At 60.3% G+C, this 24,180-nt stretch carries 22 protein-coding genes and 1 tRNA gene; 3 read left to right on the top strand and 20 right to left on the bottom strand.

What is annotated here, in order from left to right:
* From IJL83_05240 to IJL83_05215, 6 genes are all read right to left on the bottom strand, one after another.
* Positions 1-720 (bottom strand): ATP-dependent Clp protease ATP-binding subunit (locus IJL83_05240; protein ID MBQ6552999.1); only part of this gene is annotated, 720 nt, incomplete at its 3' end.
* 37 nt (positions 721-757) lie between these two features.
* Complete coding sequence (locus tag IJL83_05235; protein ID MBQ6552998.1) at positions 758-1,258, bottom strand: UvrB/UvrC motif-containing protein; 501 nt, start codon at positions 1,256-1,258, stop codon at positions 758-760.
* A 46-nt stretch (positions 1,259-1,304) separates the two neighbouring features.
* Positions 1,305-1,748, bottom strand: coding sequence for a CtsR family transcriptional regulator (locus IJL83_05230; GenBank protein MBQ6552997.1), 444 nt, complete (start codon positions 1,746-1,748; stop codon positions 1,305-1,307).
* A gap of 120 nt (positions 1,749-1,868) precedes the next feature.
* A complete protein-coding gene (gene thpR, locus IJL83_05225) occupies positions 1,869-2,372 on the bottom strand; it encodes an RNA 2',3'-cyclic phosphodiesterase (GenBank protein MBQ6552996.1) in 504 nt (167 codons plus the stop codon).
* A gap of 226 nt (positions 2,373-2,598) precedes the next feature.
* On the bottom strand, positions 2,599-3,060 hold the full coding sequence (locus tag IJL83_05220; protein ID MBQ6552995.1) for an HIT family protein: 462 nt from the start codon (positions 3,058-3,060) through the stop codon (positions 2,599-2,601).
* A gap of 518 nt (positions 3,061-3,578) precedes the next feature.
* Positions 3,579-3,654, bottom strand: a tRNA-Thr gene (locus tag IJL83_05215).
* 187 nt (positions 3,655-3,841) lie between these two features.
* On the opposite strand from IJL83_05215, the gene IJL83_05210 reads away from it, so the two are divergent.
* From IJL83_05210 to IJL83_05200, 3 genes are all read left to right on the top strand, one after another.
* Positions 3,842-6,103 (top strand): dockerin type I repeat-containing protein, encoded by a 2,262-nt coding sequence (locus IJL83_05210; protein MBQ6552994.1) that lies wholly within the window; start codon positions 3,842-3,844, stop codon positions 6,101-6,103.
* A gap of 45 nt (positions 6,104-6,148) precedes the next feature.
* Positions 6,149-7,852, top strand: coding sequence for a hypothetical protein (locus tag IJL83_05205; GenBank protein MBQ6552993.1), 1,704 nt, complete (start codon positions 6,149-6,151; stop codon positions 7,850-7,852).
* Positions 7,853-8,006: 154 nt separating this feature from the next.
* Positions 8,007-8,567, top strand: a complete 561-nt coding sequence (locus IJL83_05200) for a hypothetical protein (GenBank protein ID MBQ6552992.1) — start codon at positions 8,007-8,009, stop codon at positions 8,565-8,567.
* 193 nt (positions 8,568-8,760) lie between these two features.
* Here IJL83_05200 and nagB read toward each other — a convergent pair whose 3' ends face one another.
* Genes nagB through ruvB form a run of 14 tightly spaced genes read right to left on the bottom strand, consistent with a single transcriptional unit; the run spans position 8,761 to position 24,164 of the window.
* The gene (nagB, locus tag IJL83_05195; protein ID MBQ6552991.1) at positions 8,761-9,486 is read right to left on the bottom strand and encodes a glucosamine-6-phosphate deaminase; all 726 of its coding nucleotides are present in this window, start codon (positions 9,484-9,486) and stop codon (positions 8,761-8,763) included.
* 42 nt (positions 9,487-9,528) lie between these two features.
* Positions 9,529-10,872: a phosphoglucosamine mutase gene (locus IJL83_05190; protein MBQ6552990.1), complete on the bottom strand. Its 1,344-nt coding sequence runs from the start codon at positions 10,870-10,872 to the stop codon at positions 9,529-9,531.
* A gap of 1 nt (position 10,873) precedes the next feature.
* Positions 10,874-11,542, bottom strand: a complete 669-nt coding sequence (locus IJL83_05185; protein MBQ6552989.1) for a UDP-N-acetylglucosamine pyrophosphorylase — start codon at positions 11,540-11,542, stop codon at positions 10,874-10,876.
* A 47-nt stretch (positions 11,543-11,589) separates the two neighbouring features.
* Complete coding sequence (locus IJL83_05180) at positions 11,590-13,926, bottom strand: hypothetical protein (GenBank protein ID MBQ6552988.1); 2,337 nt, start codon at positions 13,924-13,926, stop codon at positions 11,590-11,592.
* A 51-nt stretch (positions 13,927-13,977) separates the two neighbouring features.
* Complete coding sequence (locus tag IJL83_05175) at positions 13,978-16,254, bottom strand: ATP-dependent Clp protease ATP-binding subunit (GenBank protein ID MBQ6552987.1); 2,277 nt, start codon at positions 16,252-16,254, stop codon at positions 13,978-13,980.
* A gap of 39 nt (positions 16,255-16,293) precedes the next feature.
* A complete protein-coding gene (locus IJL83_05170; GenBank protein MBQ6552986.1) occupies positions 16,294-17,073 on the bottom strand; it encodes a CDP-alcohol phosphatidyltransferase family protein in 780 nt (259 codons plus the stop codon).
* A gap of 32 nt (positions 17,074-17,105) precedes the next feature.
* Entirely contained in the window at positions 17,106-17,804 is a 699-nt protein-coding gene (locus tag IJL83_05165) for a CvpA family protein (protein ID MBQ6552985.1), read from the bottom strand.
* Between the two features lie 15 nt (positions 17,805-17,819).
* Positions 17,820-18,983: a hypothetical protein gene (locus IJL83_05160; protein MBQ6552984.1), complete on the bottom strand. Its 1,164-nt coding sequence runs from the start codon at positions 18,981-18,983 to the stop codon at positions 17,820-17,822.
* Between the two features lie 13 nt (positions 18,984-18,996).
* Complete coding sequence (truA, locus tag IJL83_05155; GenBank protein MBQ6552983.1) at positions 18,997-19,737, bottom strand: tRNA pseudouridine(38-40) synthase TruA; 741 nt, start codon at positions 19,735-19,737, stop codon at positions 18,997-18,999.
* Entirely contained in the window at positions 19,710-20,549 is an 840-nt protein-coding gene (locus tag IJL83_05150) for an energy-coupling factor transporter transmembrane protein EcfT (protein MBQ6552982.1), read from the bottom strand. The genes truA and IJL83_05150 overlap by 28 nt, the downstream gene beginning before the upstream one ends.
* Positions 20,546-21,391: an energy-coupling factor transporter ATPase gene (locus IJL83_05145; protein MBQ6552981.1), complete on the bottom strand. Its 846-nt coding sequence runs from the start codon at positions 21,389-21,391 to the stop codon at positions 20,546-20,548. Before IJL83_05145 ends, IJL83_05150 begins: the two co-directional genes overlap by 4 nt.
* A 6-nt stretch (positions 21,392-21,397) precedes the next feature.
* Positions 21,398-22,234 carry an energy-coupling factor transporter ATPase gene (locus IJL83_05140; protein MBQ6552980.1) on the bottom strand — a complete coding sequence of 279 codons (837 nt, stop codon included), beginning with the start codon at positions 22,232-22,234 and terminating at the stop codon, positions 21,398-21,400.
* 3 nt (positions 22,235-22,237) lie between these two features.
* Positions 22,238-23,098 (bottom strand): class I SAM-dependent methyltransferase, encoded by an 861-nt coding sequence (locus IJL83_05135; protein ID MBQ6552979.1) that lies wholly within the window; start codon positions 23,096-23,098, stop codon positions 22,238-22,240.
* Between the two features lie 19 nt (positions 23,099-23,117).
* The gene (ruvB, locus tag IJL83_05130) at positions 23,118-24,164 is read right to left on the bottom strand and encodes a Holliday junction branch migration DNA helicase RuvB (protein ID MBQ6552978.1); all 1,047 of its coding nucleotides are present in this window, start codon (positions 24,162-24,164) and stop codon (positions 23,118-23,120) included.
* Positions 24,165-24,180: the final 16 nt, after the last annotated feature.

Below are 24,180 nucleotides of genomic sequence, written 5' to 3'. Positions count from 1 at the left end.
GTTGAGCATTTCCGGCACTTCGCCGTTGGCGATCTTCAGCGCAAGCCCTTCCGCGATCGCGGTCTTGCCCACGCCCGGTTCGCCGATCAGGCAGGGGTTGTTCTTCGTGCGGCGGGAGAGGATCTGCGTGATACGCTCGATCTCCTCCTCCCTGCCGATGACGGGGTCGATCTTGCCCTGCGCCGCGAGCGCGGTCAGGTCGCGGCTGTACTTTTTCAGCGCGTCGCCCTTCGCCTTGCGGCCGCCTCCCTCGGGCTCGCCCTCCTCGGCCTCCTCCTCGTACGCCTCGCGGCATTCGGAAAGCAGCTCCTCCATAACGGCGCTGACGTTTCCGCAAAGCTCGCTGATGATGCGGCAGCCGATGTTGTTGTTCTCTTCGATTATCGCTATGAGCAGGTGCTCGGCGCCGATGAGCTGCTTGCCCATGCGGTTCGCCTCCGCGAGCGAAAGCTCGACGATGCGCTTGGTGCGCGGAGTCAGCTCCGCGTTGACCACCTGCGCAGGATCGCCCCTGCCGATGGCGGCTTCTATCTTTTCGCGGACGGCGTCTTCGGTGACGCCGTTGTTCTCAAGCACCTTCGCGGCGACGGAGCCGCCCTCGCGGAGCAGTCCGAGCAGCAGGTGCTCGCTGCCTATATAAGCGTGGCCGAGCTCCTTCGCGGCCTGCACGCTCAGTTCAAGCGCCTTTGACGCTTCTTCGGTAAATCTTCTGTTATACATAAGTCATTCCTCCTTTTCGGCGTTCGGGAAATCGCGCTTACGCGTTCTTTCCGCGCAGCACGTCCCTGATGCGCGCCGCCTCCTCGAAGTTTTCCTCGGCGACGGCCTTTTTCAGCTGCGCCTCGAGCTCCTCGCGCGAAGGCGTTTCGTTCTTCGGCGGTTCCTCGCCGGGCTCGCGCTTCGGCTTCGGCAGCGGCATGCCGCCGAAGACGCTGTAGCATTCGCCGCAGCCGAGGCGGCCGTTGCGGGTTATATCCGCGAGCGTGGAGCCGCAGACGGGGCAGCGCTTTTCGCCGCGGGGCTCGCGCCTGCCGCTTTCGAGCGCGAAGGACGGCATCGCGGCGTTCAGCAGGCCGTTGAAAAGGCCGCCGCCGAACAGACCGCTGCCGAAGTTCAGCATCTCCCTGCCGAAGTCGGGGATGCTGACTCCCTTTTCCGCCGCGCAGTCGGGACAGAGCTTGTAGCTCTTCTTCTTGCCGTTTATGTTTTCCTCGTAGAAGACGGTCGCTTCTCTTTTCTTGCAGTTTTCACACAACATATCAAACACCTCTTTCAAGTGATATTTATATAATGTAGGATTTGCGCTAAATATTCATGAGCATATTTTTGAGAAGGTCGGCGCGGATCGCGCCCGCGGTCTCCGGCGGAAGCGACGCTACGCTCCTGCTGCGGAGCGCGGCGAGGATCAGCTTGCCCTCCTTCTCGGTCAGGCAGCCGTTGGCGACGAGGTTGCGCAGTATCGCGAAGGCGGAGTTCATATCTATATATGCGCCGATGCTGTTGACTATATGCATCCGGTAGCCGTCGCGGCTGCCGTCCACCATTCTGATGCGGATGTAGCCGCCGCCTCCGCGCCGGCTCTCCACGATGTAGCCCTGCTCCGGCGTGAAGCGCGAGGAGATAACGTAGTTTATCTGGCTCGGAACGCACCCGAGCTTACCCGCGAGCTCGTTGCGGGCGATCTCCGCGGCGCCCTCGCTTTCGATAAGCTCACGTATCATCGCGTATATCCTGTCGGTCATTGCCATATCGTTTCGCCTCCGTTATTTGACTTTGACTTTCTTTGACCTTCCGAGACATATTATAGCACCCCTTTCGGATTTGTCAAGGGGTGCGGAGAAAATTTTTTGAAAATTTTTCGGGAGCGGTCAGCCGAGGGCTTTGCAGAAGACGGGGGTGTAAACGAGGCGGCCGTCGACGCGGTCGGAGCGCATGAGGACGAACTCCGTGACCGGCGCGGAAACGGCGGGCAGCTCGAGCCGCGGTTTCCCCTCGCAGACGGCGCGGCGCGCGAGGGTGACGTGCGGGCGGAAGGGCTTCGGGTCGAGCGCGAAGGCGGCGGCGTTGAGCGCTTCGCGCACCTTCGCGGCGAGGAAGTCGAGGTCGGGCTCGCGGCGGAGTCCCGCCCAGAGCAGGTCGCCGAAGGCGCCGGAGCCGCCGAGCGCGACGCGGAAGGGGCGCGCTTTCACGGTATCGAGCGCCGCCTTCGCCTCGGCAAGGCGGTGTGTCTCGCCGATGAAAGCGAGCGTCAGGTGCATATTTTCGCGGCGGGTGAAGTTCGCGGACACGCCCTGCTGTTTCAGCGAAACGATTGCGGCGGAAAGGGCGTCCTTTATCTCCGGCGGGAACTCTATGGCAACGAATAACCTCATAGGCGGCTCCTTATATAATAACGGTTTCTATCATTATATCACCCGACGGCGCGGATTTCAATTATAAAAGAGCGATGCTTTCGCATCGCTCTTTTGAATGTCAAAGACTGACCAAAAGGTACATTTTCAAGCTAAAACTGACCAAAAGGTACGCGAGCCTGCCTGCTCGACAAACCGGGATTTGTCTTAATATGTATTTGTGTTTTTTCATAAATCCGCGTCGAAATCAACACAGCTTATCAATTTCTTTTCTGAGAGCTAGTTTCATTTCTTCGAGCTTTTCTGACGACGGCATATTCAAAGGATCGTTCATTACCTCAATCGGTGTCCACCACACTGGACCTGGCAAACCATCCGGTCTGTATTGCAGAATATCATCTTTTCGTCGAGGAAAAATATGCCAATGAACATGTGCATCTCCGTTGCCAAGCAGTTCACAATTCATTTTGTCGGCACCGAATGCTTTTGACACTGCCTCCTGAACGATGGACATTTCTTCAAGAAATTTGATTTTGAAATCACGATCAAGATAATGCAGTTCCGTTTTATGCTCTTTGCATAGAAACAGTGTATAACCGTAAAAATGCTGGTGATCACCGATTACGACATACCCGGTTTCAAGTTCACGCACAAAATATGGATTTCTGCCTTCCTTTATCCAGTTGATTCTATCGCATATTACACACACAATATGCCTCCGCAAATTCTGATTTATCGCGTTCATTATAGCACAATTTCGTGAACTTTTCAACCGATTTCACTTAAAAAAGCCCTCGGCTTCCGACTGCTGACAGTTGGTGGAAAGAATGAAGTCACTCGCTTTGCTCGTTAATGAAGCGTCGGCGTTGCCGCCATGAAGACGGGCTTCGCCCTGATGAAGCGAAGCCGCCCCTTGTTTCTCCCGTTCTCCCATTTTCATTTCTTCATTAGCGGCAGTTGCTTCGCAACTGCTGGCGTCTTCATTCCTTCATTAGCCCACTTGTGGGCGACTTCATTCAAAAAACGCACTTTGTCTTGGTAGACAAAAGTGCGTTTTTTGTTGGAGCCGGTGGACGGACTTTCTTCTCCCTTGCGCAACGCTCCCCCGGAGCGTTGCTGCCGATTCGCCCGCCGCCGTCAGCGGCGGCGAACCGGAGTTCGTTTCAAGTCCGTTCACAACTTATAATAAATATCAGAGGGCGGGTCTATGACCCGCCCTCTGATATTTGGAGCCGGTGGACGGACTTGAACCCCCGACCTGCTGATTACAAATCAGCTGCTCTACCGACTGAGCTACACCGGCGACAAGCGTTATTATATTATCCGCGCGTCAATTTGTCAATATATTTTTCCAAAACGCGCCGCGTTCCGCCACGCCGCCGATACCCGCGATCGCACGTTTTCTTCCATATTAAAATAATTGACTATACATTTGCGAAAATTTGTGATATAATTCATATGGTATATACTAACACACAGGAGGACTTTTTATGAAACGTCTTATTTCGATCATTATCACTTTCGCAATGCTCATCGGAGCCGCGCCGCTCGCGGTCTTCGCCGGCGGCGGAAACGACTTCCCGCCGGAGGGCTGCATCAACAGCGAGCCGCTGCGCCCGGAGGGCAGCTTCACCTTCAACTTCACCGGCGAAGGAGTCTATATCGACTTCTATTCCGGCGCAGAAGGCATCTACGTCTTCGAGTCGTCGAGCGACCTCGATCTTTTTGTCAGAGTCTATGACGGCGAAGGCAACGAGATAGCGTATAACGACGACGGCGACAACACTCAGGACTTCAAGTGCTACTGCCCCGTCGGATACAGGACCGACGTCTACCTCTATATCGGCGAATGGGGCAGCGAAACCGGCAGCGTGACCGTCACCGCTACCTATTCCGACGTTGAAAGCGTCACCCTCAAGCAGTATCCGACGAAGACGACCTACCTGCCCACCGACTGGTCCCCCGACATCACGGGCGCCGTATTCGAGATCAGCTACAAGAACGGCGACAAGGCGACCTGGATCCCCGCGTCCGGCGGCTACACCGAGGTCGGCTCCCCCGACGGCGTCAACTGCAGCCGCGAATTCGTAAACGAGCTCCAGCCCGGCTACGCCAATCAGGTCAGACTCAGCTGCTACGGCTACGAATTCTACTACGACATCAGCGTTCGCGACTACTACTTCGACGAGGCGCGCGTCACGCGCATGCCCTACCGCTCGGAATATATCGTGGGCGTCGACGACCATTCCTTCTACCCCGACGGTATGCTCGTCCAGCTCTATAAAAACGGCTCGCCGGTCGAAACGGTAAACTTCCGCGGCGACTCCCCGATGCACCCGCTCTTCCAGCAGTTCGCCATGCCGGACGAATACGCCCTCGGCGAAAACGAGGTATCGGTGAGATTCGCTAACGGCGTTTCCGCCGAGCTGACCGTCACCGGCATCGAGAACCCCTATGAATCCATCGAGATGGTCAAACTCCCCGATAAGACGGTCTATGACACGACGCCCAACGGCTTCTTCCCCAACCCCGAACTCGCGGGCGGCGTGCTGCGCGTGCACTACAAGAACGGCGCATACTACGATCACACCTTCGACGACAGCTACGACAATCAGATACTCGGGCGTTATTACTATTATTCTTTCACGGAGTGGCAGCTCAAAGTCGGCGCGAACACGATCATGATCGATTTCTGCGGCCTGACATGCACTTTCGACGTCACCGGCGTCGAATCCACGATCAAGAGCGTCGAGCTGCTCAGGCAGCCCGACCGCCTCAACTATTATATCGGCGAGGTCGGTCTCTCGATCAAAGGCGCTCGGCTCCGCGTCAATTATACCGACAACACCTATAAGATCATCAACTTCACCGACGAAAACAGATATATAGACGGCTTCTACGTCGACTATGCGCTCGAAAGCGCCCCCGTCGTCGGCGAAAACGTCGCTACGCTCTGGTACGGCGGCTACAGCGCCGAAGTGACCGTCACCTTCCACGAGAACGACGTCAAGCGCGTCACCGTCGCGAAGGATCCCGACAAAACCGTATTCGGTCTCAACTCCGTGGTCCTTCCCGAAGACCTCGCCGGGCTCGTTCTCAACGTGACGTATAAGGACGGCACGCGCGAGACCTGGGACTATTCCGCCAACAACGGCGTCTTCAGAGGCGTCGAGGTCTTCGGCAGCGCGTATATCAGCAACTACGGCTACAACGCGCTGACGCTGAACATGGCCGGATACTACGCGAACGTCTACGTCCTCTCGAAGGATCTCTTCGTGATGAGCTACGACGTCGTAAGAGGCCCCGACGCCAACGGCAGCAACGCCGTGATCCGCTTTTCCCTCGAGGACGGCGCCTCCTTTGAGGCGACCTTCCCCGGCAACTACAACTCCGACGATTACGCCACCGGCTTTCTGAACCTCCCGGGTTACGGCAGATACAGCTACGATCTCTACCGCAACGCCAATATCGGCGGCGACAAGTACGTCGTGCTTTACGTCTTTGAGATGGAAAACCCGATCCTTCTGCCGATGGGCGGCTCCGCGGCACAGAAGGGCGACTTCAACGGTAACGGCAAGATCGAGGTAGACGACGCGCTCGCCGCGCTCCGCATCGCCGCGAAGCTGGCTGCGGAAACGCCCGAAGCGATCGCGATAGGCGACATCGACGGCAACGGCAAGGTCGAGGTCGACGACGCGCTGGCTATACTCCGCGTCGCCGCCAAGCTCGCCGACCCGAGCAGCCTGGGGTGAGTTTTTAGAAGGCAATTGAAGGCATCCATAATTACGGAGGAAAAAATGAAACGCATTCTTTCAATTATAATCGCGCTCGCGATGCTCTCCGGCATCGCTCCGCTCGCGGTCTTCGCGGACGGCGGAAAGCCGGTTGAATCGAGTTTCAACATCACCTACGATCCTTCGATGGTAATCGCCACCACCCGCCTGACCGGCAAAGACGTATCCAAAATGCTGAGGCGCGCCGTCACCTCGCTCAAGAGCACCGACTATTACGGCGACGATCAGGGCTGGTACGTTTACGCGAATCTGAACGCGGACGCCAGCGAATACACCTCGCTCGGATATTTCGAAGACGACCGTTTCTGCAGTCTTGCGGATTCGGAAGAGTACCTGACCGCAGACAGAGAGTATTATTACGAATTCAACGTCGAGAACACGAGCGGTTATATCTGGGACGTAGACAATCTGCCGGCCGTGACGGTCAACGGCGAACCCGCCGACGTCAAATGGAGAAACCGTGACGAAACCGGCGATATCGACGTCTTCGTCAAGGCGCCGCTCGACGATAACGGCCACGCCGTCGCGCAAGTCAAAGTAAATCCCGATCACGCCATAGTTCAGCGCGGAACGCAAAAGCAGTTCTCGCTCGAAGTGCTCGGCACCTCCAGCGCCGCCGAATGGACGGTCATCGGCGCCGAAAGCGCGTCTACGCGAGTCGGCTCCGACGGCCTGCTCACGGTCGCCGCAAACGAGACCGCGGACCTCATCCTCGTCAAAGCGTCCTCCGCTTATTCGACCGCGTGGGCGCAGGCGCAGGTAACGCTCATTGACGAGCCCGTCGGCATCGACAGCGTTACGCTCGACGTTTCCGAAGCAGTCGTTCCGAGAGGCGGCGCGCTGGATATCGAAGCGACCGTCACCGGTACGGACGTGCTCGACGTCGAATGGACGCTCGACGGAGACGGCATGGATACCGAAACCGAACTGACGGCCTTCGGATCGTCCGCTCACCTTAACGTTTCGGTGAACGAGGGGGAAAAGGTCCTGACCGTCACCGCGCGCTCCGTCGCCGACCCCACGAAATTCGCGGTCGCAAAAATCACCGTCGGCCCCGGCGTCCCGATCCCGTCGAGCATCAACGTCGAATATGACGCGGCTCAGGTCGCGCTCACGACCGCGACGACCGGAAAAGAAGCCACACAGGCGCTCCGCGACTCGCTGATCTCGGTTCACGGAACGGAATCATACCGCCCGGGTGAAACTTGGTACGTTTACTGCAATGCCAACGCCGACGACAGCGTCTACACCTGCATCGGCTTCTTTGACGAATACGGCGCCTTCACAGCGCTCAACGGCAGCGACGAGCCGCTTTCGGCGGACGTACAGTATTACCTCTGGTTCAATATCGAGAACTGCTCCGGCTGCGAATGGGACGTCGACAACCTCCCGACCGTGACGGTAAACGGCGCAAAAGCGGACTTAATCACATGGAGAACACAAGACTACAACGGCGACATCGACGTCTTCATCAAGGTCAGCGTAGCGCCCGCCGGCGCCCTGAAGGGCGACTTCAACGGTAACGGCAAGATCGAGGTCGACGACGCGCTCGCTGCGCTCCGCATCGCCGCCAAGCTCGCGCCCGAAACCGCCGCTTCAGTCGAAATCGGCGACACCGACGGCGACGGACACGTCACGGTTTCCGACGCGCTGGCGATACTGCGCGTCGCCGCCAAGCTGGCAAGCCCCGGTTCGCTTCAGCAGTAAAGCGAACTTTCCCCGCCGTCATCCCGAGCGAAGCGAGTGACCCCGCGCCTTTTGCAGACGGCTGCACGGGGATTCCCCGCCGGCGCGTCCGCGGCTCGGAATGACAGACCGAAACGCGATAACCGCAATTCAAAATACAGAAAGGAAAAACACCATGAGCATTTTCGATTCCCTGAAAAAAGCGGCGGAGAACGTCGCCGGCGGCTTCAAAAAGGAGCAGAAGACCGAGACCTTCACCTTCGCCGCGCTGCCCGAAAGCGTCGACGAGATGAAGGCGCTGCCCGAAGGCGCGCTCGACACCCCCTTCAAAACCGCGGCTATGTCAATCTGCGCGCTCTGCGCCTACGCCGCCGCGCCCGAGATCGGCACACAGATGCTGGACTTCCTCAAGGGACCCCAGCCGCTGAGCCCGCTCAACAAGCAGTTCCTGCGCGACCGCTTCATGGACGGCAGCACCTACGTACCCTTCTCCTATTTTGAAGGCGCCGTCCCCGGCAACGACTACACCCCCGCCGAGCCCTTCAAGGTGACCTTCTTCACCAACCCCTACTCCTTCGATAACGAGGGCTACGTCAAGCTCTTCGTCTGCTCCGGCGGCGCCGACAGCGAACGCTATCTCGTGCTTCGCCAGAAGGGCGAGCAGTGGTTCCTGTGGGAGTACGAAGGCCTGCTCTCCGGCATCCGCAAGCCGAAGTCGCAGGATCCGTGGGCGTAAGCTCGCTGCGCTCGCAGCTAAATTCGCGGGCGTTGCCCGCGAGCTGAATCGGCGCAAAGCGCCGGCTAAATTCGGCTTCGCCGAGCTAAATTCACGCTTCGCGTGAGCTGATGAAAAAAACCGCTTCCCGATATCGGGAAGCGGTTTTTTAACGTATCAGGGTTCCCCTTGCACAGGGGAGGCGTCGCCGCTGTTACAGAAGCTTTGCGGCGGCCTTGTCGATGAAGACGTTGACGTCGGGGTGGAGCTGCAGTATCGACGCCGGACAGAGCGGGTCGACGCCGCCGGTCAGCATCAACGCGATCGCCTGCGCCTTCGCTTCGCCGTTGGCGACGAGGACGATGCGCTTGGCGGACATTATCGCGCCCATGCCCATCGTGACGGCGAAGCGCGGAACGTCGGCTTCGCTCTCGAAAAAGCGGGCGTTCGCCTTTATCGTGTTCTCGGTCAGCGCGACCTTGTGGGTCGCGGCGGTGAAGAAGCCGTCCGGCTCGTTGAAGCCGATGTGACCGTTGCATCCGATACCGAGCACCTGCACGTCCGTGCCGCCCGCCGCGGCGAGCGCGGCGTCGTATTCGGCGCACTCCTTTTCCACGTCCTCGGCGACGCCGCTGGGCACGCGGGTGTTCGACTTGTCGATGTTGACGCGGTCGAAGAGGTTTTTATTCATAAAGTAGCGGTAGCTCTGGTCGTTCTCCGGCGAAAGCGGATAGTATTCGTCCAGATTGAAGCTGCGGACGGCGGAGAAATCCAGCTCGCCTGCCACGTATTTGCGGGTCAGCGCGTCGTAGATGCCGATCGGCGAGGAGCCGGTGGCGAGCCCGAGGATGATATCCGGCTTATCCAGCATCAGCGCGGCGATGTAATCCGCCGCCGCTTCCGAAAGCCCTTCGTAGCTGTCGAAGACCTCGACCTTTATGTTGCCTTTGTAGCCGTAACAGAGTTTTTCCATAACTGCCTCCTATTTCTCGCCGAGACGCTCTTTGACGGTGTCGGCGACCTGCGCGACAACGCGCTGCGCCTTCTCCTCGTCGCCGCACTCGACCATAACGCGTATCAGCGGCTCGGTGCCGGACTCGCGCACGACGATCCTGCCGTCGTCGCCGAGTTCCTTCCCCGCTCCGTCGATCGCCGCGCGGACGACCTTGTCGGTAAAGAGGCGCTCCTTGCCCGCGGGCGTGACGCGGACGTTGATAAGATGCTGGGGATAGCGCGTCATAACGCGCTTTAGCTGCCCGATGGGCGCGGCGCTGCGGGTGAGCATATCCAGCACCTGCAGAGCGGTAAGCTGCCCGTCGCCCGTCGTGGCGAATTCCTTGAAGATGATGTGTCCGGACTGCTCGCCGCCGAGGGAGTAGCCGTTTATCAGCATCTCCTCGAGCACGAAGCGGTCGCCGACCTTCGTGGGAATGAAGGCGAGACCGTTCTCCGCGCAGAAGCGGTTGAAGCCGAAGTTGGTCATTATAGTGCCTACGACGGTGTTTTTGTTCAGCGTGCCGCGCTGCTTCATATCGACGGCGGCCATCGCCATGATCATATCGCCGTCCACGACCTCGCCCGCCGCGTCTACCATAAGGCAGCGGTCGGCGTCGCCGTCGAAGGCGATGCCGAGGTCGTAGCCGCCGGCGACTACCTTTTCGCAGAGCTTATCCAGATGCGTCGAGCCGCAGCCGGCGTTGATGTTCACGCCGTCCGGCTCCGCGAAGATGACGTCGCAGTCGCAGAGCGACGGGAAAAGCACCGGCGCGGTCACGGAGGCGGAGCCGTTCGCGCAGTCGATCAGCGCGCGCACCTTGAAGCCGCCGCCGACGGTGGACTTCAGGTATTCCACGTAGTCCGCCACGGCGTTCTCCGCGCGCGAGATCCTGCCGACCGAGGCGCCGTCGCAGGCGTAGAACTCGTTACCGAGAACGAGCGTTTCGACCTTCTCTTCCAGCAGGTCGGGCAGCTTGTAGCCGTCGCCGCTGAAAATCTTGATGCCGTTATACTCCGCGGGGTTGTGCGACGCGGAGATCATCACGCCCGCGTCCGCCTTGTACCTGCCGACGAGGTACGCGACCGCGGGGGTCGGCACGACGCCGAGCTGAAGCACGTCGGCTCCGGCGGCGCAGATGCCCGCCGCGAGCGCGGAGGCGAGGAAGTCGCCGCTTATGCGGGTGTCCATACCGAGCGCGATGACGGGGCGTTTCCCGTCCGCATCCGTGAGCACACGCGCCGCGGCGTTGCCCACCTTCATGGCGAGGTCCGCGGTCAGCTCCTTGTTGACTACGCCGCGAACGCCGTCGGTTCCGAAAAGTCGGCCCATACTATCTCCTCTCGGTCACGTTGTTCTTCTCCTTGTAAATGCTGTTCGCGGCGAGCACGCCGCGGAAGCAGGAGGTGGGATATACTATACAGTTTTTGCCGAGCACCGAGCCGGGATTCAGCACGCTGTTGCAGCCGACCTCGGTGCCGTCGCCGACCATCGCGCCGAACTTTTTCAGCCCGGTCTCGATATCGCCCCCGTCGGCGCCGTGAAGCACGACGAGCGTCTTGTCGCTCTTGACGTTGGAGGTGACGGCTCCGGCGCCCATGTGCGCCTTCCAGCCCATGATGCTGTCGCCGACGTAGTTGAAGTGCGGCACCGTCGCCTTCTCGAAGAGGATCGCGTTCTTGACCTCTACGGAGTTGCCGACGACGGCGTCCTTGCCGATCAGCGCGGAGCCGCGGATGAACGCGCAATGGCGTATTTCCGCCCCCTCGTCGATGATACAGGGCGCGCCGATGAACGCCGTTGGCGCTACCTTCGCCGTCTTATGTATCCAGACGCCCTCGGACGGGTTGTCGAACTCGTCCGCCGACAGCGTCGCCCCGAGCGCGAGCAGGAATTCCTTTATTCCGCTCAGCGCCTCCCACGGACGCTCGAAGTTTTCGAGCCAGCTCCCCGCGCGCGACTTCGTCAGGTCGAAAAGCTCGGCCGTTTTAACGGTTTTCATGCAAATCACTCCCTAAAAATGCGTTTTCTTTTTATTCTATTCAAAGATCACGAAATCGTTACCTTGACCTCGTGCCTGCCGCCCTCGAACAGCGGCAGACGCGCGCCTTCGATCGCTTCGCCGTCGACGGTGACGGAAACGGCTCCCTTCTCGAGCCCCTTCGGGTTCTCGATCGTGATGTCGTATTCCGCGCCGCGATAGACGCGCTTGACGGTGCAGTGTTTGAACTCGGCGGGCAGGCAGGGATCGATGACGATGCCGCCGAAATCGGGCTTGACGCCGAGCATCTCGTTCAGCAGAACGGTGGTGAACCACGCGACCGAGCCGGTGATCCAGGTGAACTCGGTGATGTACGCGCTGTTCTTATGGTCGGGCCCGAAGTAGCAGTTGGCGTACATGAAGGGCGGGTTGTTATCCTTGTTGTCGTCCGCGGAGACGAGGTAGCCGGGCGAGACCTTCTTGAAGAGCTCGTAGGCGAGGTTGCCCTTACCGATGCGGAGCAGGCCGAGGATCATCCAGATATTGAGGTGTGAATAGATGGTGCCGTTCTCGGCGATGCCGGGCTCCATGCTGCTGATCCTGCCGATGCCGGGATCGAATTCGCGGAAGCAGGGCGCGAGCAGCAGGTAGCCGTATTTGCTGCCGAGCAGACGGTCGCAGGTCCTGATGACCTGCTCGGCGCGTTCGCCCGTCGCGACGCCGGAGATCAAGCTCCAGCACTGCGGCTCCATGAAGATCTCGGCGGCCTTCGCGCCGGCGGCGCCGACCTTCTTGCCGTAGTCGTCGATGCAGCGGATGTATCTGTCGCCGTCCCACGCTTTTTCGTTGATGACGGCCTTCATATCCTCCATACGCGCGAGGTAGTCCGCCTCCGCGTCCTTTTTGCCGAGGAAGTTCGCGAGCGCCGCCATTTCGGTCAGCGCCTCGACGTAGGCGATGCTGAGCCAGACGCTCTCGCCTCTGCCCTCCTTGCCGGTGCCGGTGAGCGAGTCGTTCCAGTCGCCGAACTTGATAAGCAGCAGGCGGTCGGCGCCCTTGTTGCTCTCGAGGAAGTTCAGCGCGCGGTCGATGTGGCCGCGGACGGTGGCGCTACCGCCGTCGTAGAACGGGACCTCTTCTTTCAGCAGGTCAAAGTCGCCCGTCTCGCGCAGGTACGCGATGAGGGTGAAGACAAGCCACATCGCGCTGTCGGAATACGCCTTTTCGTCTATCGGGTTCCAGCCGCGGACGGCGAGGCCGCTCGAATACTGGCGCTTGAGCGCTTCTACGAGGATCTCGCGGGTGCGGGCGGGAGTCTGCGCCGCGCAGCCGAGCCCCTGCTGAACGATGTCGCGGTAGCCGTTGTAGCCCCAGCGTCCCCAGGCGGCGCCGTAGAGGTTCGCCTGCTTCGCCCAGACGTTGATGAGGCGGTCGAAGTGTTCGTCCGGAGTCGTCGCCTTGTTCTTGCCGATGACGGAGGCGAAGTACGCCTTGACCTCGGCGAGCAGCGAATCGAGCTTGCCTATGTACTTATCCTTGAACGCCTTGACCTCGGCGGGCGAATCGACGACGCCGACGACGATCTCGACGTTCTTCTTCTCGCCGGCGGCGAGCTTGTAGTTATACTGCGCGGCGCCCACGGTCGCTTCCGCGGAGCCCTCGGTGTTCGTGCAGCTTCCGGCGGCGACGGCGTCCGGCGCGGCGAGCGAGCCGTATCTGCCGACGAAGGCGGCGCGGCTGCCGTCGAACGCGGCGATCTTTTCATCCGACGCGAAGAAGGCGGTCAGGTGGTTATGCGGCTTGATGAAGGGGTGCTTCGTGGCGACGATGGCGTTGTTCTCCTTGTCGAAGACGACGCTGCGGTAGATCATATCGCCGTAGCTGTCGAAGCCCCACTTGAAAGAAAACTGATACTGGTTATAGCAGAAAACGGAGATGTCGCGCTCTCTGCCGGAGACGTTCTCGAAGGAAAGCTTCCAGAGCTCCGCGGGCACGGGGCCGACGGGCAGGAAGACGGTCATTTCGGCGGCGATGCCGTTGGTCTGATTGCGGATTATCGAATAGCCGAGCCCCTGGACGCATTCGTACTTCTCATACTTCGCCTTTATCGGCTCCCAGTTGAGCGTCCAGAATTCGCCGGTCTCGTTGTCGCGGATGTAGATGAGGCGGCTCATGAGGTGGTCGCGGCCGAAAACGTCGAAGTCGCAGATGCGGCCGATGCCGGTGTAAAGCTGAACCGCTTCCTTGTCGCCTATCTGGTAGTCGAACCAGCCGATGCCGGTCTGCTCGACGTTCGCCTGCGAGCACTCGTTGAACAGGAAGTTGTCGAACGCTCTCGGGCAGTCGGGACGGGTAACGATGAACTCGGTGCCGTCGGAATTGAAATGTCCGTACTTGTAATCCATTTTTGTCTTTCCTTTCGGTTTTATATTTTTATTTTAATTATTTTTCAATAATTATTTCGCCGTGATTCTGAGCTCTTCGCCGGCGGCGGAAAGCGCGACGCCGGACTTGATCTTTCCGGTGACCATCAGCTCCGCGACCTCGTCCTCTACGTTGCGGCGTATCAGACGGCGCAGCTCGCGCGCGGACTGCTGACTGCCTTCCGCGCGGGCGGCGAGCCAGAGTCTGACGTCGTCGCCGTATTCGAGGTTAAGCCCCTTATCCTTCATGCCGGAGGCGAGCTCGTCGAGCATAAGGCCGGCGATGTCCTTGTAGTTATCGAGCGTCAGCCTGTTGAAGTAGATGACGTCGTCGATACGGCTGAGCAGCTCGGGGCGCATGATCTCTTTCAGCGCCTTCTCCGCCTTCGTCTTATCGAAGCTGCCCCCGCCGCCTCCGGTGAAGCCGAGGGTGGAAACGCCCGTTCCGCTGCCCGCGTTGGAGGTCATGACGACGATGGTGTTCTCGAAGTTCACGCGCCTGCCGTGGGCGTCGGTGAGGCGGCCTTCGTCGAGTATCTGAAGCAGTATGTTCAGCACGTCGGCGTGCGCCTTCTCGATCTCGTCGAAGAGGATTATCGAGTTCGGCTTGCGGCGGACGCGCTCGGTCAGCTGCCCCTGTTCGTCGTAGCCGATGTAGCCGGGAGGCGAGCCGACGAGCTTGCTGACGGAATGCTTCTCCATATACTCCGACATATCCAGCCGGATGAAGTTCTCCTTAGTGTCGAAAAGCTCCTCCGCCATGACGCGCACGAGCTCCGTCTTGCCGACGCCGGTGGGGCCCATGAAGACGAAGGACGCGGGGCGGCGGCGCGTCGTCAGTCCGGCGCGGGCGCGCTTGACGGCGCGGACGACGGCTTCGACCGCCTCGTCCTGCCCGATTACGCGGCGCTTGATGCGCTCCTCGAGCAGCGAGAGCTTGTCGAACTCCTGCTCCTTTATCCTGTCGGCGGAAATGCCCGTCCACAGCTCGATGACGGAGGCGAGCTCCGCGATCGTGACCGGCATTATGAGGTTCTTTTGGCGGAGCTTCTCGGCGTCCTCTTCAAGACGGCAGCGCTCGACGCGCAGGTCGGCGATCTCTTTGAAGATATCGTCCTTGTTCTCCTCGCCGCCTTCGGACGGCTCGTTGTTCGTAAGCTCCTCCTCGCGCGCGGAAAGCTCGGCGATCTTTTCCTCCAGCTCCGCGAGCTTCGCCGCTTCCTTGTTCTTGATGCTCGCGGTGGAGCACGCCTCGTCGATAAGGTCTATCGCCTTATCCGGCATGAAGCGGTCGGTGATGTATTTCGCGGCGAGGGAGGCGGCCTTGTAGCAGAGCCCGTCGTCCAGCTTCACGCCGTGGTGTTCTTCGTAATAGCCCTTTATCCCCTCGAGGATTGCGGCGGTCTCGGCCACGCTCGGCTCGTCGACGTTTATCGTCTGGAAGCGGCGCTCGAGCGCGGCGTCCTTCTCGATATACTTGCGGTATTCGCCGAAGGTGGTCGCGCCGATGACCTGTATCTCGCCGCGTGAAAGGGCGGGCTTGAGGATGTTGGCGGCGTTCATGCCGCCCTCGCTCTCGCCGGTGCCGATGAGGTTATGCACCTCGTCAATGAAAAGTATGATATTCCCCTCGCGCTTGACCTCGTCGACGAGCCCCTTGACGCGGCTCTCGAACTGCCCGCGGAACTGCGTTCCGGCAACCCGCGCGGTCAGGTCGAGCAGGTGAATCTCCTTTTTGCGCAGGCGCGGAGGGATGAAGTCCGCGTGCTGAAGCGCGTAAGCGAGCCCCTCGGCGATGGCGGTCTTGCCGACGCCGGCTTCGCCGATGAGGCAGGGGTTGTTCTTGATGCGGCGGTTGAGTATCTGTACGGCGCGGTAGATCTCCCTGTCGCGGCCGATGATGCGGTCGACCTTGCCCTGACGGACGCGCTCGGAAAGGTTGATGCAGAAGCCGTCGAGGAACTTGCGCTTCTGCTCCTTCTCCGGCTGCTCCTGCGTCTTTTTGCCTTTTCCCCTCTGCTTTTTGCCGTCGTCCCTGCTTTCCTTGTCGCCGGAAACCTGGAAGAAGGGCATCGGCGCGGTGCCGCCCGGCTCGAACATATCGCCGTCGCCGATAAGCTGCGCCATGCTCTCGTTGACCGCTTCTATATCCTCCTCGGTCATACCCATGCGGTCGATGATGTTGCGGATGTTCGGAAGGTTCATTTCGCGGGCGCAGGGTATGCAGTAGCCCTCGTTGACCGGCTTGCCGTTATCCATTTTCGTGACGAAGACTACCGCCACGCGTTTTTTACATTTGCTGCAAAGCATTTCAGTTCTCCTGTTCTTCGGTGGTCGACTGTATAGGTATCAGTCATCCGCGGTTTCGTCCTTGCGGGCGGCCTTCGCGGCCTCCCCCGCTTTCGCGGCGGCGCGTTCGGCGCGGTCGTTCGCCTTCTCGACCGCCTGCTCGGCGTTCCTGACGGCGATATCCGCGTGCTCCTTCGCCTTCTCGGCGTGCTTTTCGGCGCGCTCGGCGAGCTTCTCCGCCTTCTCGGCGTGACGCTCCGCCTTTATCTCGGCGCGCTTGTACGCGCCCTTGAAGCCCTCGATGTAGTAGCGGATGAAGGAGTACACGAGCAGCACTACGACGATGCCGAAGACTATATAGCATATCCATTCCGGAATGCCCCATCCGAACGAAACACCGCTGTCGTCGATGTGTCCTTCGAGCCCGTAGCCGCGCCAGATAAGCAAGCTCAAAAAGATGAAGATTATCGCCGTGTTCAGCTTGCCGTACCACTTTGAAGGCATTATTTCCTTCTTATCCTTTATCAGCTTGAAGCCGCCGATTATCTGCAGGACCTCCTTGGCGCAGAGCACCGCGAGCAGCCAGAGCAGCTGCGGGAACTCCCACGCGAGAAGCACGACCGCGCACATCTGCATCAGCTTGTCCGCGAGCGGATCGATTATCTTTCCGAGGTCGGTGGTCATATTAAACCTGCGCGCGATCCATCCGTCGAGCACGTCGGTCACGCCGGCGACGAAAAAGAGGATCGCCGCGAGCAGAAAGTTCTCCGCTTTGTATGCCCAGAAAAAGAAGGGAATCAGTATGAATCTGCAGATGGTCAGTATGTTCGGGATATTCATGGTATCGCCCCTTTATCAGAGTGTATTTATCGTTACTCGCCGTCGACGAGTGAGTAAGCGTATTTGAAAACCAGCGTTTTGTCTATGGTCTCACGGCTGATCGTGTTTGAGATCGCGGGAAGCGCGAGCCGCAGGACGAACGCCAGCAGCAGCACTATAAGCACACCCCGCGCGCCGCCGAGCACGCCGCCGAGCGCGGAATCGAACCCGCCGAGGTGCACCGCCTTCAGAAGCGGCCGTATGACGAGCTTCAGCACGAAGAGGATCAGCACGCCCGCGAGGATTATCGCGACCGCGGCGATAATACGCGAAACACTGCCGGAAAGCTTATCGACGAGCGAGAATATTCCTTTGACAATGCTGCCGGACGCCTCCTGCTCCGCCTGCTTTATCTTTTCCTTACCGATGCCGAGGACGGTCAGCCCCTCCTCACTATCGTTTTTCTGCTCTATCTCGGCCTCGAAGCTCTCGAGCTGGGCTTCCTTGTCGCCCTCCTGAAGCTCGACGCCTATCTTGTCGGCGATGCGGCTCGACGCCGTGCCGCGAAGCGAAGGATTGACGATCTTTTCGTCTATCACCTTCCCCAGCGGGACGGAGAGCTTATACGCAAGGAAGAAGACGAGGATCATTCCCGCGAGCGCGAGCACCGTCTTCAAAAAGCCCTTTTTTATGCCGAGAAGCACGGACGCGGCGACTATGGCGACCGCTATGATATCAAGCGCTATATTCATATGACGCTCCTTTCGTCAGATCGAGACCTTCGATATGCTGCCGACGCCGAAGACGAAGACGTTGTCGCCCGAAATACAGGCGAAGCTGCCGTCCGCGGAGGTTTCCGCGACCGCCTCCTGCTGCAGCTTCTTCGAGAAGACCGTTACCTCGTGCGAGCCGAGCACCGCGACTCCGCTCTTGCCGGCGGAAATGCAGCGGAAATCGACGGAAACGTCCGCCTTCGCCGCTTCTTCGCCGTCGTCATCGAGCGAAACTATGACGTAGTCTCTGCCGACGCCGTATTTGCTGAGCGCGAGCACCGTGCGGTCGGAGGTGCAGGAATATCCGCGCAGCCCCATCCCCTCGTAAGAGTAATCGAATTCAACGGCGCCCTCGTCGTTCAGCGTAACGGCGTTCGAATCGCCGATGACGGTGACGTTACTACCTTTATATGTCACGTAATAGAAATTATTACCGCCGAGCGCCGCCTTGACCGGCTCCGCCTTGCTGCGCGGCTCGAAGAGGAACGCGGTGACCGCGGTCTCTCCGCTGTCGGAGTTCATGCCGAGCGCGGTAAGCGCCCTGCCGTTCGACTTCATGCCGACCTTGTAGACGTAGTTTTCGGCGGAGTACCAGACGTATGTTTCCTCGCCGTCCGAGTCGTAGTAATGCAGCTCGTTGTGGTAACTCTTGGACGATGTGACGAGCGCCATGCTGCCGTTAGACGCGACGGCTGCGTCGATTATACCGTACGGCGCGGAGCCGGAGCGTATGAGCCCGTCCTTCGAGTAAAGCTCCCAGCGCATGCCCCCGCGGTCGAAAATGAGTATGCGGTTTTCGCAAACGGCGACGGCGGGATGCGCACAGCCGTGCTGGGCGGTCAGAAGTTCCCTGCCGCTGCCGCTCATGAGCATAACTCCGATATCGCTGACGACGAGCACGTCCGAGCCCATAAGCTTCACGTCTTCGACGGAGGTGCCGTTCAGCGCGGCGACCTTGTCGTCATTGCCCGAGGTGAAGGTCTCGATAAAGAAGTTCTTTATTCCCTTGAAGGAGATGACGTCGTTGCCGAAGAGGAAAAACCACGCGGCAACGCCGAGGACGGCTATCCAAAAGACCGTCTTCCATATGCGCTTGCGCCTGCGTATCTTTATTTTTTCGTCACGCGTCAGTTCGCGTTCTCCGGTTTTGCGTTTCATTCTCTCTCCGCTTTCAGTCGTAATAAACTTCGCTTAAATAGAGCCCCTGCGGCTTCGCCGTCGCGCCGGCGGCGTTCCTGTCGCCGGAGGCGATTATACCCGGGAGCGCGTCGGGCGCGATCTTGCCCTGTGCGATCTCAAGCAGTGTGCCGACCATTATCCGCACCATGTTGTATAAGAATCCGCTGCCGGCGACCGAGAAGACGACAAGGTCGCCCTCGCGCCGCACGGACGCTTCCGTTATCGTTCTGACTTTATCCTTGACCGAGCCGCCCGCCGAACAGAACGCCGAGAAATCGTGCTCGCCGAGGTACGCCTTCGCCGCTCTGTCGAGCAGCTTTTCGTCCAGCGGGTAGGGGTAGTGGAGCGCGCGCCCATCCCAAAACGGATCGCGGGTTTTTGAATTGAGGATGCAGTATTCGTACCGCTTGCCCGTCACGCTGAAACGCGCGTGGAAGTCCGGCGCCGCTTCGGAAGCCGCCTTCACCGCGATATCGCGCGGGAGCAGCGCGTTCAGCCCGCGCACGAAGGTTTCGGCAGATGCCTTCGACGGCGTCCTGAAGGAGCAGACGTAGTTTTTCGCGTGGACGCCGGAATCCGTTCTGCCGCAGCCGTGAAGCTTCGGATACGCGCCGGTCAGCTTCTCTATCGCGGCGGCGAGCGTTTCCTGCACCGTCGTGCCGTTGCGCTGGGACTGCCAGCCGCAGTAGGCGCTGCCGATATAGGTTATATCAAGTTTAATATTTCGCTCCATGGGGGCACGTCAATTCCTTTCACCCTTGCGAATATCACCGCGCCGAGCAGCGCGAGGACTATCAGCGCGGCAAGCGCGTCGCGGTATCCCGCCTTCATGACGCGGAGCTTCGTTCTGCCCTCGCCGCCGCGGTAGCAGCGGCACTCCATCGCCGTGGCGAGCTCCGGAGCGCGCCGGAACGCCGAAACGAGCAGCGGCACGAGCACCGGTATCAGCGCCTTCGCCCTGCGGAAGAGGCCTCCGCTCTCGAAGTCCGCTCCCCTCGCCTTCTGCGCGTTCATTATCTTATCCGCCTCTTCGAGCAGAGTCGGGATGAAGCGGAGCGCGAGGGTCATCATCAGCGCCGTTTCGTGCACCGGGAATCGCACGAGCTTCAGCGGCTTCATCAGCCATTCGAGCCCGTCGGTCAGCGCGACCGGCGTAGTGGTATACATCAGCGCGGAGCTGACGATTATCAAGCTTACTATCCTAACTATCATCTTCAGCGAGAAGAGAACGCCCTCGAATTTCGGGTGGAATATCCACCAGTCGAAAAGCGGTATCACGCCGGGAGTGTAAAAGATATTCAGCAGCGAGGTGAAGACGACGAGTATCAGCAGCGGCTTTAAGCTCTTCATATACAGCTTCAGCGGCACCTTCGTCATCAGCATCACCGCGGCGCTGAAAATGAAGACCGCGGCGTATGAAACGGTGCCGTTCGCGGTGAAGATCGCCGCCATCAGCACTATCATGAGCAGTATCTTCACGCGCGCGTCGAGCTTATGGATGACGGAATCGGCGCGATAGTAGCTGCCGAGGGTTATGTCTCTCATAACGGACCCCTCCCGAGCAGCTTTTTGACCGCTTCCGCGCCCTCCTCGACCGTGAGGACGGTGCCTTCGCAGCCGGTCTCGGAGCAGATGCGCGTGACCTGCGGCACGGAAAGCCCGTGCTCCGCGAGCTCGCCGACGCGGGAGAAGATATCGCGCGTCGCGCCCTGCATGACGAATCTGCCCTCGCGCATGACGGCGACCGTGGCGGTATAGGCGGCGATATCCTCCATCGAGTGACTGACGAGCAGGATCGCGGCGTTCGTCTCCTTCGCGTAGGCGAGTATGTCGAGCATTATGCGGCGGCGCGACATCGGATCGAGCCCCGCGGCGGGCTCGTCGAGCACCAGCGCCTCCGGCTCCATCGCGAGCACGCCCGCGAGCGCGGCGCGGCGCTTCTGACCGCCCGAAAGCTCGAAGGGCGACGCCTTCAGCTCGCGCGCGGTAAGTCCGGCGAACTCCGCCGCCTTCTCAACGCGGCGTTTTATTTCTTCATCGCCGCAGCCCATGTTGCGCGGGCCGAAGGCGATATCCTTCTCGACCGTTTCGTCGAAAAGCTGGTATTCGGGATACTGGAAAACGAGGCCGACGCGATGGCGCAGATTTCTGCGGTCGTAGCCCTTTGCGAAGATGTCCTCGCCGTCCGCCCTGACCGTGCCGGACGTCGGCTTCATAAGTCCGTTCAGGTGGCGGATAAGCGTGGATTTTCCGCTGCCGGTGTGGCCTATGACGCCCATGACGTCGCCGCTTTTCAGCGTGAAGGACACGCCGCTGACGGCGGTCTTTTCAAACGGACTGCCGGGCGAGTAGGTATGAGTCAGGTTTTCCGTGGAAATGGTTATCAATTCGGGTTATCCTTTCAAAAGGGCTTTTATCGCGGCTATACACTCGTCGGCTGTGAGCACTCCGGCGGGGAGGTCGAACCCTTCGCCGCGGAGCAGATCCGCGAGCTGCGACGGCTGCGGCGGTATCAGGCCGCTTTCCGCGAGCTTTTCGCGCTGCGAGAAGACCTCCCGCGGCGCGCCGTCGAGCAGTATCCCGCCTTCCTTCAGAACTATCACGCGGTCGGCGGAGACCGCTTCGCTCATGTGATGCGTCACGCAGACGACGGTCATGCCGCGCTCCTCGTTCAGCCGATGCGCTATCGCCGTTACCTCCCGCCTGCCGACGGGATCGAGCATCGAGGTCGCCTCGTCCATTATCAGACATTCCGGCTCCATGGCGAGCACACCGGCGATGGCGACGCGCTGCTTCTGCCCGCCGGAAAGGTTGGCGGGCGTATACTCGCGGTGATCGTACATCCCGACCGCGTTCAGCGCATCGTCTACTCTGCGGCGTATCTCCTCGCGCGGAAGCCCGAGGTTCTCCGGCGCGAACGCCACGTCGTCCTCGACGACGGTGGCGACGAGCTGGTTATCGGGGTTCTGGAAGACCATACCGGCGCGGCGGCGTATTTCAAACGTATTCGCCTCGTCGGAGGTATCCATGCCGGCGGTGAAGACCTTGCCCTCGGTGGGGATAAGGATGCAGTTGATGAGCTTCGCCAGCGTGGACTTGCCGCTGCCGTTATGGCCGAGGACCGCGACGAATTCGCCCTTCTCGATGGTCATATTTATATTTTTCAGCGCCGGCGTTTCGCTCTTGCCGTAGGTGAAGCCGGCGTTTTCAAAGCGTACAAACTCGTCCATTCGCTATTTCAAAAACTCCGTTATCGTGGTGTTGCCGCAGGGAAGCGCCCCGCCGCTGACTATCGGAAGCCCGATCTCGTCGCTGGCCGTGCGGCTGTTCGCGCCCTTGCCCGCGGTGAGGGAAAGTATCTGCCCGCCGACAGACGGCGCGAGCGCGGTGGTATACATATTCAGAATGAAGAAAACGGGATCGTCCGAGAGCAGCTTGGCGCACTCGGCGCAGAAGACGTAAAGGTCGTCCTCAAGCTTCCACACCTGCGAGCCGCTTCCCCTGCCGTAGGACGGGGGATCGCAGATTATCGCGTCGTAGGTCTTGCCGCGGCGCTGTTCGCGGCGGACGAAGGCGAGGCAGTCGTCCGCGATCCAGCGCACGGGCGCGTCCGCGAGGCCGGAGAGCGCGGCGTTTTCCTTCGCCATCGCGATCATGCCCTTCGACGCGTCGACGTGCGTGACCTGCGCGCCGGCGGCGAGGCAGGCGACGGTCGCTCCGCCTGTGTAGGCGAAGAGGTTGAGCACGCGCGCGCCGGGACGCTTTTTCAGCTTCGCCGCGGCGTAGTCCCAGTTGACCGCCTGCTCCGGAAAGATGCCCATATGCTTGAAGCCCATCGGCTTGATAACGAAGTTATAGCCGCCGTAGCTGATACGCGACTGCGCCGGAAGGCCTCTGTCCTCCCAGCGTCCGCCGCCCGTTTCGGAGCGGTGGTAGCGGCCGGCGAACTCGCGCCAGCGGCGGTCTTTTTTATCCGTCGTCCATATCACCTGCGGGTCGGGGCGCACGACGCAGAAGTCGCCCCAGCGCTCCAGGCGTTCGCCGTCCGAAGCGTCGAGCAGCTCGTAATCGCGCCAGCCGTTTGCAATCCTCATAGTTTCTCCTTAACGTCTCTTAAACGTCGAATTTGATCTGCGCGTCCTCCTTGACGGGGATGCCGAGGTATTCGTAAGCCGCCTTCGTCAGGCACCTGCCGCGCGGCGTGCGGTTGATGAAGCCGAGCTGCATAAGATACGGCTCGTAGACGTCCTCTATGCTCGCGGACTCCTCGCCCGTCGCGGCGGCGAGCGTTTCTACTCCGACGGGGCCGCCGCCGAAGGTGTTCGCTATCGCGCCGAGGATGCGGCGGTCGACGGTGTCGAGGCCGAGGGAGTCGATCTCCATCAGCTCCAGCGCCTTCGCGGTCGCCTCCGCGGTGATGACGCCGTCCGCCATGACCTCCGCGTAGTCGCGGACGCGCTTGAGCAGGCGGTTGGCGACGCGGGGCGTGCCGCGGCTGCATTTCGCGATCTGCATCGCGCCGTCCGGCGCGCAGTTGATGCCGAGGATGCCGGCGCTGCGCGTGACGATGTCCGCAAGCTCCCGCAGGGAGTACATTTCAAGCCGGAAAAGCACGCCGAAGCGGTCGCGCAGCGGGTTGGAGATCGAGCCGGGCTTGGTCGTCGCGCCTATCAGCGTGAAGCGCCGCAGGTCGAGACGTATCGAGCGCGCTGACGGGCCCTTGCCGATGATGATGTCGATGGCGAAATCCTCCATCGCGGGATAGAGCACCTCTTCGACCGCGGTGGAAAGGCGGTGTATCTCGTCGATGAAGAGCACGTCGCCTTCTCCGAGGTTGGTCAGCAGCGCCGCGAGGTCCGCCGGCTTCTCGATCGCCGGGCCGCTCGTGACGCGGATATTCGTATTCATCTCGTTGGCGATGACGCCGGCGAGGGTGGTTTTGCCGAGACCGGGAGGCCCGTAGAGCAGGCAGTGGTCGATCGGCTCGCCGCGCTTCTTCGCCGCTTCGATGAAGATGCGGAGGTTTTCCTTCACCTTCTCCTGCCCGACGTACTCGTCGAGCGTGCGCGGACGTAGAGTGTTCTCTATGTCTCTGTCGTATATATTTTCTTCGGGGGCGACGAAGCGGCCCTCGTCGAAATCTTCGTAATCCATCTGCATATCAACTTCTCCTTTC

Source organism: Clostridia bacterium, assembly GCA_017438525.1.
In the GTDB taxonomy this organism is placed as follows: Bacteria; Bacillota; Clostridia; order Oscillospirales; family RGIG8002; genus RGIG8002.
Note: the sequence above shows the minus strand (reverse complement) of the source record. Positions and strands in the feature narration are given on the sequence as shown.